Genomic DNA, 17,081 nt, shown 5'->3' on the forward strand with positions numbered 1-17,081 from the left:
CGGGGCTTTCCCGGATACTCCAGTTTCATGCAGCAAGGACTTTATTGCGTCCGTCATTTTTAGCGCGATACAGCGCATCGTCTACACGCTTGAACAGCTCATCAATACTCTCTCCCTGATTGTGCCGCGCCACGCCAATACTGACGGTAAATCGCGGCAAGCCCGGGATCGTAATGCGGGCAACGGCCGCGCGGACTGACTCGGCAATCTGCATCGCGGTATCGAGAGAGGTAAGCGGCAGCAGGATAACAAACTCTTCGCCACCCCAGCGGAACACCATATCGCCCTCCCGGCTACAGGCTTCCAGAGTCCGGGAAAGGGCGATAAGTACCTCATCGCCTTTCAGATGGCCGAAAAGGTCATTAATGTTTTTGAAATGATCGGTATCCACCAGCAGCAGGCTAAATTGCTGCCGGGAAGGAAGGTTATTCTGGCTGCTTTGATCGGTAATCGCGTAGAACTGGCGCCGGTTGAGTAACCCCGTCATGGAGTCACGTAACGCCGCATGTTCCAGCTCCTGCTCCAGCCTTTTTTGCTCGGTGATATCGTGGATGATGCACAGCATCAGCTTGTCACCGTAGATTTCAATGGGCCCGGCATATGTCTGAACGTGGCGGGTTGAGCCATCGGCAAGGCGGTGAATAAAATTGAGCGGCTTATGTCCGCCGGGCAGCGCGGCAATCGCAGTCATAATGGGCATCACATCTCGCCCCAGCGTATTGATTTCCCAGGTATGCTTATTGCACATGTCATCGTGTGAATAACCATAAAAATTGAGCGCGGCCAGATTCGCATCGACGATTTGCCCGTCGCGGGCCGGATCGATTAACAGCATCGGGGCGCTGTTGGTCAGAAAAAAGCGCGCATAGAAACCCTGTTTTTTCCGCCGATAGGTGGCGGAACGGCTCGCCTTCAATCCCGAGAGTATTTGTTGGGAGATGCCCTCGAAGATAATGACCTCTCCCCAGGGAGCGTAGTGGGCAAGCGAGAGGCGACAGCTTAACGGTGTATCCTGTCCATCACGGCTCGTTGTCCAGATTTCGACGATCTCCTGCTCTATTTTCAGTTCAGGTACATACATCGTCAGGAGGGTTTGCGCCCTGGCAGAGTAGATCCCTTTGCGCAGGTCATCGAGCGTTTTATCCCCCATGATCTGCGTTGCGGCCACATTCGCAAAAATGATCTTTTCCGACACGGGTGAAACGAGCCACACGGGTGTTTTAATTACATTCAACGCATCAAAACAAGGTTGCGACATAGGCGTTTCCTGGTCATCGACAACATGTGCCTGACAATCATGACAGAATTGACTCGCGTGCACTCCCTTGAAACATACTCCACTTAACCCCGTCAGGCATGATTTTTTTGAGAAATAAATGCGGGGTCCGTTTGAATTTTATTAATGGGTATAATCTGTTTGTCAGAGTTTATCTGCAGCAGTAGCCACGGCACCTGTTCGGCAGGTAAGGGGCGGGAGAAAAGGTAACCCTGCAGGTAGTCGCAGCCGAGACGGGTGAGAACCTCCTGTTGTGCTTCCGTCTCAATCCCTTCTGCCACAACGTTCATCTCCATGGTTCTGGCGATACTGATAATGGTTTCAACCAGCTTGTAGCTTTTTTCATTTTCCAGCATCGACGTTACAAAGCTTCTGTCGATCTTGAGCTCTTTTGCCGGCAGCACGCTCAGCATCAGCAGGTTCGAGTAGCCCGTACCAAAATCATCAATCGAGACGGTGATCCCCGCATGGTTAAACGCGTTGAGTAACTCAATGCTGCGGTCGAGATTTTTAAGCGCGGTGCTCTCGGTTACCTCAAGGATCAGCCGCGACGGAGACAGGCTATATTTCTCCAGCATCGTCGAGATGATCTGGAAAATGTCCGGCTGCTCGAACTGGACGGGGGATAGGTTGAGCGATAGCGTCCACTGGCTGAACCCTTGCTCTGTCCAGAAATGCAGCTGACGGCATGCAGCTTCAATGGCCCAGTTTCCCACCGGAATAATTAAGCCGGTTTGTTCCAGCGAGGAGATAAACAGACCCGGCAGCACAACGCCTTGCTCAGGATACCGCCAGCGCAGAAGGGCTTCAAAACCGTGAATGGTTTTCTCTCCCGCATGCCAGGTGGGCTGGTACCACAGCTCAAACTGATCGCGTTCAAGCGCCTGAGAGAGCTCCTGCAGGAATCCGGGTTTCGCCGGGATCGCTGTTGACATCTCGGCCCGGTAAATCGCCCAGCCGTTGCGCCCATCATCTTTGACGTGATGTAAGGCTGCATCCGCCTTAAGTTTGAGCTCGTGCAGCGTTTCGCCATCCTGAGGATAGAGGCTGACGCCCGCGCTGATCGTCGTGCTCAACGTATGTCCGCAAATAGACAGGGGGCGTCGTACATCCCCGAGCAGTGAAGTGAGCAGGGCGTTGAGCTTTTCATCATCACATTCCGGCACCAGCAGGATAAAGGCGTCTCCTCCCAGCCTTGCCAGGGTCATCTCACGCGTGAGTCGGGCCGTGATGCGCTGCGCAACGGTTATCAATAACTCATCGCCGACGCTGTGACCCCAGGTATCGTTGACGCGTTTGAAATGATCGACGTTCAGGAAAATGACGGCAAATTGCCTGTTACTCAGCAACGCGCTGCGCAGGCAGTCCTGCATGCGGATATCCATCTGATGGCGATTCGCGAGTCCGGTGAGCGCATCAAAGCGCGCCTGGAGCTCAAGCTGCCGGTTGAGCTGCCGCAGATTGTCGGTCAGCCGGCCGGTGCGCCGGTGAGAATCAACAAGGGAAATAATCAACATCACGCCAAGCAGGCAGAGCGTGGTGACCGAAACCCAGATGGATAAACCGAGCTCGCCGATCCCGCCGGGGAGGGTATGCGACATTTCCGGGTAATGCGCGGCACTCATGCCGGTATAGTGCATCGCACAAATGGCGGCGGCCATGACCAGGGCCGCGAGAAGGCGCTCGATAAAAACCCCTTTGTCTCGCAGGCGGAAAGCCAGCCACAGCGCAGTGCCGGAAGCCACCACGGCAATGACGACGGACAACCCCACAATACGGCGATCCCAGATGATGCTTCCATCCAGCATCAGGGCAGCCATACCGGTATAGTGCATGGACACCACGCCCGCGCTCAGGATCGCGGTGGCAACGATCGGTCGAAAGAGAGAGCGTTTTTTTCCCGCGACGGCAATATTAAGGGCCGTGGCCGAAGCAACCACCGCGACGCCGAGGGATGCAAGGGTTAACCAGAGGTCGTAGCTCATCATCATGGGCATTTGCATCGAAAGCATGCCGATAAAGTGCATCGACCAGATGCCGATGCCGAGCGAGATGCCTCCGGCCATACGCCAGAACAGGGCAGCCTTTCGGCTGGAAAGGGGGATCTTTCCGGCGCTGTCCAGCGCCACAAAGGAGGCGATAAACGCCACCAGATAAGAGATAGCGATTAACACAGGGTCCCACGATATATTGAGCATTATGCAATCCCACGCCTGAGAGGGTTACCGATTTCGCCTGCCGGGTACATCTTTATCGGGCAACGAACATGCGCATTCAAACCATATTAGTTATTTATCGTGAAAAATGACCGGTCATATTAATACTCTAAAACTCATTAAGAATATAAAATATATTCTCTTGTTAATATATTAAGCATTGCTAAACAAGATCGAATAAAAGTAGCAAAGCTCCTTAAATATAACGGCGATTGTATCGATGCGCCGCAGCGGATGGTATCGCTTAACGTGGCGGCAGACCAGTATCACAGCATGCCGCGAAGAACATTTTCACTAATACGCTCTTTTTATCTGACTTAAGCCAAATCCCAGGTTGCTAACGGCGAAAAAACAAACCCGTGAAGTTTGCGAGGAAAAACGGCCAGGCCAATGCTATAAGTCTAGATGCCGACCAAAATATAAAACGTGGGTATCATCATGCTAAGAAATATTAGTGTCAGGACCTTTATTGTCGGGTTCCTTTTATCGCTATTTTTGGTAAACGCAGGTGTCGTTGTTCTAATTTCCAGCAAGTCCTCTCTCTTTATTTCCATAAACGTTATCAATTTCGTTGCGCTATTTTTGCTTTGGGTCTACATGACCCGCTATCTTGTGACGCCGATCAATACGGTAAAGAGAAGTATTGAAGAGGTGACAGCTGGCAATCTTGGGGTCTCTATCCCTGAGTTTGGCAATAACTGCGCGGGTCGACTTATTCCCGGGATCAATAGCCTGTCCGGCAACATTGCGACGCTGGTGCGTGAGATCCGGGCGTCGTCGCAAACCGCCATGACCTTATCAGATCAGCTCTCGACCCGTAGCGCTCAGCTCTCGGTGAAAACCGAACAGCAGTCTGCGTCTTTAGTACAAACCGCAGCCAGCATGGAGCAAATGGCTGCGAGCACCAAGAACAATGCCGATAACACCCGCCTGGCGAGCGAGCAGGCAAATGTGGCGACGCTGCAGGCGCGCAAAGGCGGTGAGCTCATGGGGCAGGTCGCCAGCAATATGCAGTCCATTACCGAATGCGCCCAGCAGATGACGGAGATTATTTCGTTGATTGACGGCATTGCGTTCCAGACGAATATTCTCGCGCTCAACGCGGCCGTAGAGGCGGCGAGGGCGGGCGATCATGGAAAGGGGTTTTCTGTAGTCGCGGAAGAGGTCAGAAACCTGGCACACCGCAGCGCAGAGGCCGCGAAAAATATCAAAGCGCTGATTGAAGTCACCAGCAGTAACGTCACGCAGGGCGTTGGCGTTGTGTCACAGGCTGAGAAAAACATGCATGAAATCGTGACGGGTTCGGGGAATGTCAGCCGCTTGATGGACGAAATTTCCTCGTCTACGTCAGAGCAGGAGAAAGGCATTTCTCAGATTACCCTCGCGCTATCGGAGCTGGAGCGGGTCACGCAAAGTAACGTGGCGATGGCAGAAGAGCTCAACGGTTCCTCTGATGTACTGCGCAATCAGGTGATTGAGCTGCAGGCCCGAACGCGTAATTTCAGACTTGACCAGGGCTCTTCTTCCTCATTACCTGGCGGCTCACCATCCTTCCTTCAGCGGCCCGAGCACTCTCTTTGACATTACCTCAAAGCCTGGCATGCCAGGCTTTTTTTACGCCTCTGGCCGCTGTGTACAATTCCTGAGCGATTTCAGCGCGATGGGATACATAGTTGTTGCTTAACCCCTGATGAAAGCTAGACTGACACCGAAAGAGCTAAAAAGGCGGAGGCGCTGTGGAAAGCATTAAAGGATCTGAACTTAACGTTCCTGACGCAGTTTTTGCGTGGGTGCTGGACGGTCGCGGCGGTGCGCGACCGCTGGAAGACAATGATGTGATCGATAGTGCGCATCCCTGCTGGCTACATCTGAACTATACCCACCCGGACAGCGCTGACTGGCTGGCCTCGACTCCGCTTTTGCCCAATAACGTGCGCGATGCGCTGGCGGGTGAAAGCCTGAGGCCCCGCGTGAGCCGAATGGGTGACGGGACGCTGATCACCCTGCGCTGCATTAACGGCAGCACGGATGAACGCCCCGATCAGCTGGTTGCGATGCGTGTCTACATGGACGATGGGCTCATTGTGTCGACCCGGCAGCGAAAAGTCCTCGCGCTGGATGACATCGTCAACGATCTGAAAGAGGGCACCGGGCCGGTCGACTGCGGCAGCTGGCTAGTGGACGTCTGCGACGCGCTTACCGATCACGCGAGCGAGTTTATCGAAGAGCTGCACGACAAAATCATCGACCTGGAAGATAACCTTCTCGATCAGCAGATCCCGCCGCGCGGGTTCTTGGCCTTATTGCGTAAGCAGTTGATTGTGATGCGCCGCTACATGACGCCGCAGCGCGACGTTTATGCGCGCCTTGCCAGCGAAAGGCTTACCTGGATGAATGACGACCATCGACGCAGAATGCAGGATATTGCCGACAGGCTGGGCCGCGGGCTGGACGAGATTGATTCCTGTATTGCCAGAACGGCGGTAATGGCGGACGAAATCGCGCAGGTAATGCAGGAGTCGCTGGCGAGAAGAACCTATACGATGTCCCTGATGGCGATGGTGTTTTTACCCAGCACGTTTCTTACCGGGCTGTTTGGCGTCAACCTGGGCGGAATTCCGGGGGGCGCTTATCGCTACGGCTTTACGGCCTTTTGCGTGATGTTAGTTGTTTTGATTGGGGGTGTTGCATGGTGGTTGCATCGTAGTAAATGGCTGTAAATTTAAGCTTTTATCATATTTTTCCGGGATTAAAACGCTCTTTTAATTGAGCGAAGTCAATAAACATCTACCCCGTAAGGTGCAATATTACTCCCGCAGGTGAATGCAACGTCAAGCGATGGGCGTTGCGCTCCATATTGTCTTACTTCCTTTTTTGAATTACTGCATAGCACAATTGATTCGTACGACGCCGACTTCATAGTCGGCTTTTTTTTGCCTCCTGATTCTCAGCGTCTACCCTAAAAGAGACGACAGCAAATTCTGGAGGGAATGATGAGCATCCTTAACGCTCTGCTACTGCCACAATCGCGTCAATCCGATCCTATCCCGACCGATCCGGTGCCAATGCCCGATCCCATCCCGCGTCCGCAGCCGATGCCTGACCCGCCGCCCGATGAAGAACCGATTAAATTGTCGCATCGAACCGCGAGATCTGCGAGGATACGCGCCATCTGACTGCAAAGATGACCACGAGAGACTACAGTGACCGCTTTTTCTACCCTGAATGTTCTGCCCGCCGCCCAACTCGATAACCTCAACGAGTTGGGATACCTCACGATGACGCCTGTTCAGGCGGCCGCGTTGCCCGCCATCCTCGAGGGCCGTGACGTGCGCGTACAGGCGAAAACGGGCAGCGGGAAAACGGCGGCATTCGGCCTTGGTCTGTTGCAGCACATTGATGCGGCGCTATTTCAGACCCAGTCTCTGGTGCTGTGTCCGACCCGCGAACTGGCAGACCAGGTAGCGGGTGAACTGCGTCGCCTGGCGCGTTTTCTGCCCAATACCAAGATTTTAACCCTCTGCGGCGGACAGCCGTTCGGTGCCCAGCGTGATTCACTCCAGCATGCCCCGCACATTATTGTCGCGACGCCTGGCCGTCTGCTCGATCATCTGCAGAAGGGCACCGTCTCGCTGGATGCGCTACAAACGCTGGTGATGGATGAGGCCGATCGCATGCTGGACATGGGTTTCAGCGATGCCATTGACGAGGTGATCCGTTTCGCCCCGGCCGATCGCCAGACGCTGCTGTTTTCCGCGACCTGGCCGGAGGCCATCGCCGCCATCAGCGGACGCGTGCAGAAAAATCCACTGACTATTGAAATTGACAGCGTAGATGCTCTGCCCGCCATTGAACAGCAGTTCTTTGAAACCTCGCAGCAGGGGAAAATCTCGCTACTGCAGAAACTGCTGAGCCAGCATCAGCCTGCCTCCTGCGTGGTGTTCTGCAACACTAAAAAAGACTGTCAGTCGGTTTGTGATGCCCTGAATGCCGCCGGCCAGAGCGCACTGTCGCTGCATGGCGATCTGGAACAGCGCGATCGCGATCAGACGCTGGTCCGTTTCGCAAACGGCAGCGCCCGCGTTCTTGTTGCAACTGACGTCGCTGCGCGCGGTCTGGATATTAAATCTCTCGAGCTGGTGGTGAACTTTGAGCTGGCGTGGGATCCTGAAGTACACGTGCATCGTATTGGTCGTACCGCCCGCGCAGGAAACAGCGGTCTGGCCATCAGCTTCTGCGCTCCGGAAGAGGCGCAGCGCGCTAATATTCTGTCTGAGATGTTGCAGATTAAGCTGAACTGGATGAATGCCCCTGCTGGCGTCAGCCTGGTGCCGCTGGAAGCCGAAATGGCGACGCTGTGTATCGATGGCGGTAAAAAAGCCAAGATGCGTCCAGGTGACGTATTAGGCGCGCTGACCGGGGATGTGGGGCTGGACGGGGCAGATATCGGTAAGATTGCGGTTCATCCGGCGCATGTCTATGTCGCGGTTCGCCAGGCGGTGGCCCATAAGGCATGGAAGCAGCTGCAAAACGGGAAAATTAAGGGTAAAACCTGTCGCGTACGTCTGCTGAAATAATGAATCAAGCGTCTCAGAAGGGCTTTCTGAGACGCTAATCGCTTACTTCACTTCAAGCACGTTGAGACGCAACTCTTCAAACTGATTGTCATCTTCTTCCGGCTGCCAGCCTGCTGGCTGCATCGGAATATCTTCCCGGTCAAATGCCAGATCACCGCCATTCACCACGTCTGAGTCATGGTTGATGCCTTTAAAGTCGAACAGTTCCACATCCGCGAGATGGGAAGGAACAACGTTCTGCATCGCGCTGAACATGGTTTCGATACGACCCGGATAACGCTTATCCCAGTCGCGCAGCATGTCGCCAATCACCTGACGCTGCAGGTTCGGCTGAGAGCCGCAAAGGTTACATGGAATGATCGGGAATCCTTTAGCCTGAGAAAAACGCTCAATGTCTTTTTCACGACAGTAGGCAAGAGGGCGGATCACAATGTGTTTACCATCATCGCTCATCAGTTTAGGCGGCATGCCTTTCATCTTGCCGCCGTAGAACATGTTAAGGAACAGCGTTTGCAGGATATCGTCGCGGTGATGGCCCAGCGCAATTTTGGTCGCGCCCAGCTCCGTCGCGGTACGATACAGAATGCCGCGGCGCAGACGAGAGCACAGAGAGCAGGTGGTCTTCCCTTCCGGGATCTTCTCTTTCACAATACCGTAGGTATTTTCTTCGACGATTTTGTATTCAACGCCCAGCTTTTCGAGGTATTCCGGCAGAATGTGCTCCGGGAAACCTGGCTGTTTCTGGTCAAGGTTGACCGCCACCAGCGAAAATTTCACCGGTGCGCTTTGCTGAAGATTACGCAGGATCTCCAGCATGGTATAGCTGTCTTTACCCCCTGACAGGCAGACCATGATGCGGTCGCCTTCTTCAATCATGTTGAAGTCCGCAATTGCTTCGCCCACGTTACGGCGCAGTCGCTTTTGCAGTTTGTTCAGGTTGTATTGCTCTTTTTTGTTAATCTCTTGATTCTCTTGCATTGAGTACTACCTTCGGAGCCAGCAGGGGCAAAAATTGTATGCCGCGTATGGTACGGATTCCGGCGGCGAATACCAGCACGTTTTGCAGCGGGGTCATATCTGGCGTTGTAACGCCGTCAGCACGCGGTGAGATTTCAAAACCTCCTATAGCATCTTACTCGTCCTGGTTTTCCATATTTGTTATATGACGGCAGGGTGCTTATATGGCATAAGAGCGTTAAACGAACTTCAAAAGGAATGACGTTATGTCGCTTTATGACCTCAAAACCGAAGCACTTGCATTACCGGAGGCCTGGCACTCTCATATATTGGGCCGCGTTGGAACTGCGAATCTCAAAGTTTTACGAATGGATGAACGTTCAGTGATTGAAGAGGTGCATGAGTATGACGAGGGATTACTGGTCATTGATGGACGTCTGGAGCTGAGCGTGAAGGGTAAAAAAATCTCTGTCACGCCTGGACAGCTTTATGTAGCCAAAGCTGGCACTCCCCATACTGTAGAAACAGGCAGTTTTGGCACACTGGTTATCATTGATTTACCAGAAGCGGAAGTGGCCTCACGTTGAGCGGCTTGCGATGTGGTCACAGATTGTCAGGGTTGTTCGACGTGCTGATCCAAACTTTAATTAGACTCAACGTAATCAACCCCATCACAACGGCAACAGTGGTTACTATAATATAAGATGTCATGAAATAATCTTTCCTGGTAAGAGTCTTCATTCGACTCATTTCTTTTGCATTTGTTCCTGCAAGGAGCAAAATTTTAATGAAAAGAAGAGTTGGGTTTTAGTCTGTGTTATGTAAATAAAAAGTCGTCTGCTTTGTGTTCTCCTTTGCGAATCCAGGGCATGAAAAAGGGTTGCGCGCATTGACCTTGTGAATATACTTTGATTAGGCTATGTACGTGCAGCACCACGCTTTTTCTTAAAATTTTATCCCATTGGAAGGGTTTTACGTGTTCAAGCTTAATTCATCTCTACTGGCCATTTTCCTGCTGTCGGGTTGTAGTTCAGATCTGGTTCTCAATCCACCTCAGCAACCCGAATACAAGGCTATGCCAGAAATAACTCAGTCTGTGACGCCATCACAGCAGCGTGCAATCATGGCTGGCGAAAGACCTGACTGGTCAGAAAGAACCCCGATAAATTCAATAAAGCGGTATTAATACACACTTACCCACCAGGGGCTGCCGTTCGGCGGCCTTTTGTTTTTCCTCAATTTGGTTTGCGAGAACATTTCTGACGGCTGATATGGTAATTATTACGTTATCAACCATGCTTAAGATGAAGACAATTCAAACACTTCAGCATCGTTGAAGCGGCAACTTCACTTAAAACGAGAACCCTAAATGCGCCATGCATCTATCCCCGTAGCTGCAGCCACGACAATGTTTTTGCTGGGCGTTTTTATCATCAATTTACAGGTTTGGTATTCTGCACGGGCGGACAGTCTTGCAGGGGCGCACTACGTCTTGCGGAACATGAACGTCATTCTTAAGGAAGCCCGTCATGCAACTCAACTGGCAATGCAACTTGCTGAGAATGAGTGTGATGCTGAAGGGCAATATCGGCTGGGTACCGAGGCGGCATTACAGCCCCACCTGAGAACGATCGTTATTCTGAAAAATGATGCAGTCTGGTGCTCCTCTTTACCGGGAAACCGCGTGTTGTTGGTTAACGGCTCAGCGCTGCCCGAAGCATCATTACTGCTCGTTCCAGCGAAAAGTACGGTCAACGGCCTGCCGGTTCTCTTATACCAGACAAATCATGCCGGAAGCCGAATCATGGTGAGCATCAGCGACAGCCATATCCGGGATGCACTGAATATGCCATTACGTGGCGTGGGATATTCACTGAACGTCGGCGATCGTATCCTGGGCCAAACAGGCGATGTGGTGACGGCAGCCCATTCGAACAAAGATGTACTGACGGTAAAAGACGCTGATTATCCCTTCGCGATTCAGTTTAACGCTCCGCCTCTTTTTAGCCTGACGAGATTATTCGACCAGGCCGGTGGGGTATTGTTATTTCTGTTGCTTATTTCCTTTCTTCCAGCTTATCTTTTGCAGCGATATCTCTCTAAGGATATTTCGCCTGAGGAATCGCTGCGTACCGCCATCTACAGAAATGAAATTATTCCCTATTACCAACCCGTCGTGAGCGGCAAAGAGGGCACCTTGCGAGGTGTAGAAGTGCTGGCCAGATGGAAGCATCCGCAATCAGGGTTTATTTCTCCCGCGTCCTTCATTCCTCTCGCTGAAAAATCAGGGTTAATTATTCCATTAACTCAAAGTTTAATGAGACAGGTTGCAAAGCAGATGAATTCTATTTCGACATTGCTGCCAGAAGGGTTCCACGTAGGGATTAACTTCAGCGCTTCTCATATCGTTGCGCCCACCTTTGTTGAGGAGTGTCTCCACTACAAACACAGTTTTATTCAACGGGATCTTAATCTTGTCGTTGAGGTGACCGAGCGCGAACCGCTCCATATCGATGAACATCTCGTCAAGACGCTGAATGAGCTGCATAAGAACGGATTTGCTATTGCCCTGGATGACTTTGGTACGGGGTACTCAGGTCTATCCTATCTGCAAGCGCTGCATATTGATTACATTAAAATCGACCAAAGCTTTGTTGCCAGGGTTAACGCAAATGAGGATTCAACGTTGATCCTGGATTCGGTGCTGGAGTTGGCAAAAAAACTTTCAATTAGCATCGTTGCGGAAGGTGTTGAAACAGAAGAGCAGCTTGATTACCTCACGCGCAATCATATTCGTTTTTTACAGGGTTTTTACTTCTATAAACCTCTTCCTTTCAAGGAGCTTCTCAAAGTTCTCTTGTCGAAGCCAAAAGTTAAGGTGAGGGTGGAATGAGGTTTAACCCGCTATCCGCATTTCACCCTGAAACATTTCTAAGATAGCGTATAATCCCTTTTCCAAAACCGCCCAACAACCCAGTGGCTTTGTGCTATGACCCTCAATCGTTTTTGTTACTTACTCCTGATCTTTGCTGCGATCGGTAGCGTTCTGGCCTCGAATCCTGTGGTGATGTGGTTTCTGCTAATCAATGTGCTGACGATGGCTCTGTATGGCGCTGATAAAATGGCGGCGCGTAAAGGGATGCGCCGGGTACCGGAAGCTACGTTGCTGGTATTTGGCGTGACGGGAGGTTGGCCTGGCGCCATTGCGGGCCAGCAGCTATTTCGCCATAAAACCCAAAAGCAGCCCTTCAAAACCTACTTTTTCTTAAGCGTCGTGGTCAGCATCGCCATGATGGCGGCGGTTTACCATTTCTCTCCTGTTTCTTCTTTATGAACGTATTGACATCAAGTTAACTTGAGCTTTTAAGATGCCTGCACCACGTTGAAAAGGGAGTAACATCTTAAAATGAAAGAGATTGATGTAGGTTTCACTCATGTCGCGTTTATGGTCAGAGACCTGGAAAAGAGTATTGCCTTCTATCGTCGCTATGCCGGTATGGAGGTCATTCATTCGCGTGAACCCGATATGCCTGATGCAAGAAAAGTGGCATGGCTTAGCGACCATACTCGTCCTTTTGCACTGGTCCTGGTGCAGGCCGATACCGTGACTGATACGCCGCTGGGTAGCTTTGGCCATCTGGGAATTGCCTGCGCGACCCGTGACGAAATCGACAGAAAAACAGCGATGGCCACCGCTGAAGGTGTGCTAAGGAAGGCGCCTGAGAATTTAGGCGATCCCGTCGGCTACTATGTCTTTTTCGCCGATCCCGATGGAAATACGTTAGAGCTGTCATTCGGGCAGCGCGTAGGCCTGGAAGCGATTCGAACGATGAATCGGGATAAATAGCGCAGGTAACCGTCCGGAACGAAGAAGTAGGGCGCATCGCACGTCGTTAAATAACGATCCATCACTGCCAATAGTAGTAGGACTATTCTTAAGGGGTTGCTGTTTTTTGCACAATCTGAATAATACGTGCAACAACACGGACGACAACATCCATGAAAATAAAATCTATTCTACTGGCAGCGCTGGCGCTCTTTTCTGCGCCTTCCTGGTCTGCTTTTCAGGAGCGGGAATATAATACCTGGTATATAAAAAATGCGGTTCTTTACGATATGACACAAACCTCGGAAGGTTTCCCTGTCATGGTGAGTGTCTCCCAGCCAGGGAGAAAATCCGCTAACTTACTGGTGTCCTATATTACTGAAGGCCGCTGTGGTGAGAATAACCTGCCGCTTAATGTGAATGGTAAAGTGCTGCCCGCTAAATATGATTGTTTCCAGATAGGGCGGAACAGAATTGAACATTTTTCAGTGGTAGATGCGGACAGCGTCAATGGTATGGTGACGCATTTGAAATCTGACTTCACTATTCTGCTGCAAAACGATATTAAAATTTGGGCGGCAAATATCAAAACCCCCAAATACGGACTGGCACCGAGATTCTAACCATGAAATGTCTGTCTCACGACAGGCATTTTTTCTATTATGGCAATCATTTATGAAATAATAGTGTCGTGGGGTTATTAATCAAAATAAAAAGTAAGTGGCCCTGTTTTTTTACGTATTTAAATGGACTGTATGCTAAACGGTACAAAACCGCACAAATAATCCTTTCTGAAATTATGGATAAAGCTCACTACCAGACTTACGCTTGCTAGCGGCGTTTTAGTTGTTCAGCACATCTTTACTGGTAAGGAGCAGAAAATGTCGCAACGTAATAGTCTGGATTTACTAAGCCGTAAAGAAGGAATGTGTCTGTTAGAGCAAAGCATGGGTTTTGTCTGGCAGGCAGCACTTCGGGCGGTCGCGGTATTAGGGGTCGCAGATCGTCTGGTTGAAGGAAAAAAATCTGTTACGCAACTGGCGGAGGAGCTTAATGTCGATGGCGACTATCTTCATCGGATCATGCGCTTATTGTCCTCTCGTGGAGTTTTCAACGAATTATCTGAAGCTGAATACAGTCTTAGCCATTCAGCACAATTCCTCTGTTCTGATCATGAATTTTCCTTGCGTGCGGCGGTGCTCATGCTAACAGACCCAACATTCTGGCAGCCAGCGGCTAAAATGGATGAGGTATTGCAAGGAAAACCTGTTTTTAATGATTTGTTTGGCAAGCCTTTTTACGACTACTGGCAGCATGACGACACGATGACTGACAGCAACATCTTTCATGCGGGTATGGCCTCTATGTCATCCGTGGAAAATGAAGTCATCGCAGATAGCTATTCGTTCCCGCAAAACGCCGTGGTTGCCGATATCGCCGGTGGGCTGGGTAACTTATTGCTGGCTGTTTTACGTCGAAATCCGTCCCTGACGGGGATCCTTTTCGATCAAAAAGATGTGCTTGAGCGAAATCGACTGCACCTGTTAAATGATAATCGTCGATGGGAGACCGTTAATGGGAGCTTTTTTGAAGCCTGTCCTGTAGCGGACATTTACCTGCTTAAGTATATTTTGATGGACTGGCCTGATGAGAAGGCCGTTCAGATACTTCAATGCTGCAGAAATGCAATGAAAGAAAACTCCCGACTATTAATTTTTGAGCCGCTTATTAAAAAAGAAAATAATGAACAGGGACGATTTGAAATTGACCTTCTTCTGTTAACAAGCTTTGATGGAGGACGGGCTCGAACAGAGTCTGAGTATCAGGCCTTGTTTGAACAGACCAATCTGAAGCTGAACAAAATAATAGACACCCGTTCGTATCTGTCGATTCTGGAAGTCGTACCTGTCTGAACTGTTTAAATAATATTCACAGAGCATGTGTCCGGCATTCCGTTTTACCGTATTCCTGCTACCCTTGTTTGTTGTACCAGGAGCATGAATATGAAAAACAAAGATGAACAAACCGGATTAGTGGGGCTGGCGATTGGGGCCGCCGTTATTGGGCTGGTTTCAGCGCAAAAACCGATCCATCGCAACAGTATTGTCGATGAGCTGGTCAGGCTTGGCAGGCAAAAAGGCGACGGTGTAGAAGATGAGGTTTTCGTGAAAGCCGCCGAGCTGGTGAGAAAAGGGGTATAGCCCATGGCTGAAAGACGTAATGCGAAGTGCCATTGCGGCGCGGTGGCATTCACCGTTGAGCTTACCGATGGCCTGAACACCGCGCGGCGCTGCAGCTGTTCTTTTTGTCGGATGCGAGGCGCGGTCGTCGTTTCTGCGCCGCTGTCGGGGATTACGGTAACCAAAGGTGAGGATAAGCTCACCGAGTACCGCTTTAATACGGGTACGGCACGGCATTTCTTTTGCTCGGTGTGCGGAATTTACACGTTCCATCAGAGGCGTTCTAATCCTAATGAATACGGCGTGAACGTCGCCTGTTTTGAAAGTGTTTCTCCGTTTGATTTCCCTCAGGTATCCGTGATGGACGGTGTCAACCATCCCGCAGATGGGGAAAGTGGAGTATTTGGCTATCTCACTTTTCGCGAGAAAGGGGAAGAGCAGGCTTGATTGCCGCCTGGCCACTCTTTAATCAGCCTGGCTATAGTGGAGAATGGTTATCTGAAACAGGAGAAACTATGCTCTGTGTTGAAAAAGACGATCCGCGTGAGGCCCCTGAGTCAGGGGATAAAAAGCCTCAGCCTGTGAAAAAATAACGCGACCTTTGCGTTTACCCGCCACCGGCACTGCTGGTGGCTTTTTGTTTACAGGGAACGCGGTTAATTGCCATCCAGATGGTTTAACAGCGCGCCGAGATGCCCGACAATATCTCCAAAATCAAAAATTAACGCCATCCACAGCACGGCTAAAAGGGTAAGTACGGCAAGGGATACACGACCAAACAACGCTGTTATCCTTAGTGACGAAAGGGCTATCCCCTGAGTTTAACCAGCTTTCTTTCAACTTACCCTCAACCAACTCCTTTCTGAAACTGTCTTTTGTGACGGAGTTCAAAAAAAACGAGCCCGCATCATAATGCGGGCTCTGACAATCAGAACTGGTAAACCAGACCTAACGCTACGACATCATCGGTGCCGATGCCGTTGTTTTTGTAGAAGCTGTCATCTTCATCCAGCAGGTTGATCTTGTAATCAACGTAGGTGGACATGTTTTTATTGAAGTAGTAGGTCGCGCCGATGTCAGCGTATTTAACCAGATCCTGATCGCCCTGACCGTTGCCCAGGTCCTTACCTTTAGACTGGAGGTAGGAAAGGGTCGGACGCAGGCCGAAGTCGAACTGGTACTGTGCGGTCACTTCGAAGTTCTGGGTTTTGTTCGCCACGGCGTCGGTGTTATCACCATACGGGGTCATATTGCGGGTTTCAGAATACATTGCCGCCAGATAGATGTTATTGGCGTCATATTTCAGACCCGCAGTCCATGCATCCGCTTTGTCGCCGCCCGCTGTGGTATTCATCACCTGCTCGTTGGTACGGTCAGAAGAGGTGTAGGCTGCACCCGCAGTAATGCCCATGCCGAAGTCATAAGTGGTAGAGATACCGAAGCCGTCGCCGTTCTCGTGACGCGTGTCGCGACCGTTGTTGGTGCCTTCCTGATTGTTGCTGGCATCTTCATTTTTACCCTGATACTGCAGCGCAAAATTCAGACCCTGCACCAGACCATAGAAGTCGGTATTACGGTAGGTGGCCACACCGTTGGCACGGCCGGTCATGAAGTTGTCGGCTTTGGTGTAGGAGTCGCCGCCGAACTCAGGCAGCATATCGGTCCAGCCTTCCACATCGTACAGCACGCCATAGTTACGGCCGTAATCAAAGGAACCGTAGTCGCCCACCTTCACACCGGCGAAGGCCAGACGCGTCCAGGACTGATTATCAGACCCTTCTGTGTTATTGGCCTGAATGTTGTATTCCCACTGTGCGTAGCCGGTCATCATGTTGTTGATCTGGGTTTCGCCTTTGAAGCCCAGACGCATATAGGTTTGATCCCCGTCAGCGCCTTTATCGTCGGAGAAATAGTGCAGACCATCTACTTTTCCGTACAGATCTAATTTGTTGCCGTCTTTATTATAAATCTCTGCTGCATGAGTTGCGCCAGACATTAAAAGAGCCGGAATCATCAGGGCCAGTACTTTTCTTTGCATTGTGATATTCC

Annotated in this window: 19 protein-coding genes; 13 read left to right on the forward strand and 6 right to left on the reverse strand. The window is 50.9% G+C overall.

Annotated features, from left to right (window positions below; all coding sequences use genetic code 11):
- Nucleotides 1–25: 25 nt before the first annotated feature.
- Entirely contained in the window at nt 26–1,258 is a 1,233-nt protein-coding gene (locus RVY89_RS06650; protein WP_484827255.1) for a sensor domain-containing diguanylate cyclase, read from the reverse strand.
- A 92-nt stretch (nt 1,259–1,350) separates the two neighbouring features.
- Nucleotides 1,351–3,474: a putative bifunctional diguanylate cyclase/phosphodiesterase gene (locus RVY89_RS06655; RefSeq protein WP_484827256.1), complete on the reverse strand. Its 2,124-nt coding sequence runs from the start codon at nt 3,472–3,474 to the stop codon at nt 1,351–1,353.
- Nucleotides 3,475–3,930: 456 nt separating this feature from the next.
- Between RVY89_RS06655 and RVY89_RS06660 the strand changes: the two genes are divergently transcribed.
- From RVY89_RS06660 to dbpA, 4 genes are all read left to right on the forward strand, one after another.
- A complete protein-coding gene (locus tag RVY89_RS06660; RefSeq protein ID WP_484827257.1) occupies nt 3,931–5,073 on the forward strand; it encodes a methyl-accepting chemotaxis protein in 1,143 nt (380 codons plus the stop codon).
- Between the two features lie 155 nt (nt 5,074–5,228).
- Nucleotides 5,229–6,212: a zinc transporter ZntB gene (gene zntB / locus RVY89_RS06665; RefSeq protein WP_484827258.1), complete on the forward strand. Its 984-nt coding sequence runs from the start codon at nt 5,229–5,231 to the stop codon at nt 6,210–6,212.
- 273 nt (nt 6,213–6,485) lie between these two features.
- Nucleotides 6,486–6,668, forward strand: a complete 183-nt coding sequence (gene ynaL / locus RVY89_RS06670) for a proline-rich small protein YnaL (RefSeq protein WP_484827905.1) — start codon at nt 6,486–6,488, stop codon at nt 6,666–6,668.
- A gap of 27 nt (nt 6,669–6,695) precedes the next feature.
- Nucleotides 6,696–8,069, forward strand: a complete 1,374-nt coding sequence (gene dbpA / locus RVY89_RS06675) for an ATP-dependent RNA helicase DbpA (RefSeq protein ID WP_202771326.1) — start codon at nt 6,696–6,698, stop codon at nt 8,067–8,069.
- A 42-nt stretch (nt 8,070–8,111) separates the two neighbouring features.
- Here dbpA and ttcA read toward each other — a convergent pair whose 3' ends face one another.
- Nucleotides 8,112–9,047, reverse strand: a complete 936-nt coding sequence (gene ttcA, locus RVY89_RS06680; protein ID WP_061715008.1) for a tRNA 2-thiocytidine(32) synthetase TtcA — start codon at nt 9,045–9,047, stop codon at nt 8,112–8,114.
- Nucleotides 9,048–9,292: 245 nt separating this feature from the next.
- On the opposite strand from ttcA, the gene RVY89_RS06685 reads away from it, so the two are divergent.
- Nucleotides 9,293–9,613 carry a cupin domain-containing protein gene (locus RVY89_RS06685; RefSeq protein WP_484827259.1) on the forward strand — a complete coding sequence of 107 codons (321 nt, stop codon included), beginning with the start codon at nt 9,293–9,295 and terminating at the stop codon, nt 9,611–9,613.
- A 16-nt stretch (nt 9,614–9,629) separates the two neighbouring features.
- On the opposite strand, the gene RVY89_RS06690 is transcribed toward RVY89_RS06685, so the two are convergent.
- The gene (locus RVY89_RS06690; RefSeq protein WP_484827260.1) at nt 9,630–9,776 is read right to left on the reverse strand and encodes a YnaM/YnfT family protein; all 147 of its coding nucleotides are present in this window, start codon (nt 9,774–9,776) and stop codon (nt 9,630–9,632) included.
- A gap of 619 nt (nt 9,777–10,395) precedes the next feature.
- Here RVY89_RS06690 and RVY89_RS06695 point away from each other — a divergent pair.
- The 8 genes from RVY89_RS06695 (at nt 10,396) to RVY89_RS06730 (ending at nt 15,625) form a co-directional block, all read left to right on the forward strand.
- Nucleotides 10,396–11,919, forward strand: coding sequence for an EAL domain-containing protein (locus RVY89_RS06695; RefSeq protein ID WP_484827261.1), 1,524 nt, complete (start codon nt 10,396–10,398; stop codon nt 11,917–11,919).
- A 96-nt stretch (nt 11,920–12,015) separates the two neighbouring features.
- Nucleotides 12,016–12,360 (forward strand): DUF1294 domain-containing protein, encoded by a 345-nt coding sequence (locus RVY89_RS06700; protein ID WP_484827262.1) that lies wholly within the window; start codon nt 12,016–12,018, stop codon nt 12,358–12,360.
- Between the two features lie 72 nt (nt 12,361–12,432).
- Nucleotides 12,433–12,873: a VOC family protein gene (locus tag RVY89_RS06705; RefSeq protein WP_484827263.1), complete on the forward strand. Its 441-nt coding sequence runs from the start codon at nt 12,433–12,435 to the stop codon at nt 12,871–12,873.
- A 152-nt stretch (nt 12,874–13,025) separates the two neighbouring features.
- On the forward strand, nt 13,026–13,475 hold the full coding sequence (locus RVY89_RS06710; protein WP_484827264.1) for a hypothetical protein: 450 nt from the start codon (nt 13,026–13,028) through the stop codon (nt 13,473–13,475).
- 258 nt (nt 13,476–13,733) lie between these two features.
- Entirely contained in the window at nt 13,734–14,765 is a 1,032-nt protein-coding gene (locus tag RVY89_RS06715) for a methyltransferase (RefSeq protein ID WP_484827265.1), read from the forward strand.
- 90 nt (nt 14,766–14,855) lie between these two features.
- The gene (locus tag RVY89_RS06720) at nt 14,856–15,053 is read left to right on the forward strand and encodes a hypothetical protein (protein WP_023312007.1); all 198 of its coding nucleotides are present in this window, start codon (nt 14,856–14,858) and stop codon (nt 15,051–15,053) included.
- Nucleotides 15,054–15,056: 3 nt separating this feature from the next.
- Nucleotides 15,057–15,479, forward strand: a complete 423-nt coding sequence (locus RVY89_RS06725) for a GFA family protein (RefSeq protein ID WP_484827266.1) — start codon at nt 15,057–15,059, stop codon at nt 15,477–15,479.
- 68 nt (nt 15,480–15,547) lie between these two features.
- Nucleotides 15,548–15,625 (forward strand): hypothetical protein, encoded by a 78-nt coding sequence (locus RVY89_RS06730; protein ID WP_223239581.1) that lies wholly within the window; start codon nt 15,548–15,550, stop codon nt 15,623–15,625.
- Between the two features lie 63 nt (nt 15,626–15,688).
- Here the strand turns inward: RVY89_RS06730 and RVY89_RS06735 are convergent, their stop codons facing one another.
- Nucleotides 15,689–15,814: a hypothetical protein gene (locus RVY89_RS06735; protein ID WP_371898234.1), complete on the reverse strand. Its 126-nt coding sequence runs from the start codon at nt 15,812–15,814 to the stop codon at nt 15,689–15,691.
- 146 nt (nt 15,815–15,960) lie between these two features.
- On the reverse strand, nt 15,961–17,070 hold the full coding sequence (gene ompC, locus RVY89_RS06740) for a porin OmpC (RefSeq protein ID WP_484827267.1): 1,110 nt from the start codon (nt 17,068–17,070) through the stop codon (nt 15,961–15,963).
- Nucleotides 17,071–17,081: the final 11 nt, after the last annotated feature.

The sequence above is a fragment of the Enterobacter sp. 3U4 genome, from assembly GCF_057224565.1.

Bases quoted from the DNA above. Each gene is read 5' to 3' on its own strand.
- RVY89_RS06650 (WP_484827255.1), bottom strand. From the start codon at position 1,258: ATGTCGCAACCTTGTTTTGATGCGTTGAATGTAATTAAAACACCCGTG.
- RVY89_RS06715 (WP_484827265.1), top strand. From the start codon at position 13,734: ATGTCGCAACGTAATAGTCTGGATTTACTAAGCCGTAAAGAAGGAATG.
- RVY89_RS06660 (WP_484827257.1), top strand. From the start codon at position 3,931: ATGCTAAGAAATATTAGTGTCAGGACCTTTATTGTCGGGTTCCTTTTA.
- RVY89_RS06655 (WP_484827256.1), bottom strand. From the start codon at position 3,474: ATGCTCAATATATCGTGGGACCCTGTGTTAATCGCTATCTCTTATCTG.
- RVY89_RS06730 (WP_223239581.1), top strand. From the start codon at position 15,548: ATGCTCTGTGTTGAAAAAGACGATCCGCGTGAGGCCCCTGAGTCAGGG.
- RVY89_RS06710 (WP_484827264.1), top strand. From the start codon at position 13,026: ATGAAAATAAAATCTATTCTACTGGCAGCGCTGGCGCTCTTTTCTGCG.
- RVY89_RS06720 (WP_023312007.1), top strand. From the start codon at position 14,856: ATGAAAAACAAAGATGAACAAACCGGATTAGTGGGGCTGGCGATTGGG.
- RVY89_RS06695 (WP_484827261.1), top strand. From the start codon at position 10,396: ATGCGCCATGCATCTATCCCCGTAGCTGCAGCCACGACAATGTTTTTG.
- RVY89_RS06725 (WP_484827266.1), top strand. From the start codon at position 15,057: ATGGCTGAAAGACGTAATGCGAAGTGCCATTGCGGCGCGGTGGCATTC.
- ompC (WP_484827267.1), bottom strand. From the start codon at position 17,070: ATGCAAAGAAAAGTACTGGCCCTGATGATTCCGGCTCTTTTAATGTCT.
- RVY89_RS06700 (WP_484827262.1), top strand. From the start codon at position 12,016: ATGACCCTCAATCGTTTTTGTTACTTACTCCTGATCTTTGCTGCGATC.
- ttcA (WP_061715008.1), bottom strand. From the start codon at position 9,047: ATGCAAGAGAATCAAGAGATTAACAAAAAAGAGCAATACAACCTGAAC.
- RVY89_RS06705 (WP_484827263.1), top strand. From the start codon at position 12,433: ATGAAAGAGATTGATGTAGGTTTCACTCATGTCGCGTTTATGGTCAGA.
- RVY89_RS06690 (WP_484827260.1), bottom strand. From the start codon at position 9,776: ATGAGTCGAATGAAGACTCTTACCAGGAAAGATTATTTCATGACATCT.
- RVY89_RS06685 (WP_484827259.1), top strand. From the start codon at position 9,293: ATGTCGCTTTATGACCTCAAAACCGAAGCACTTGCATTACCGGAGGCC.
- ynaL (WP_484827905.1), top strand. From the start codon at position 6,486: ATGAGCATCCTTAACGCTCTGCTACTGCCACAATCGCGTCAATCCGAT.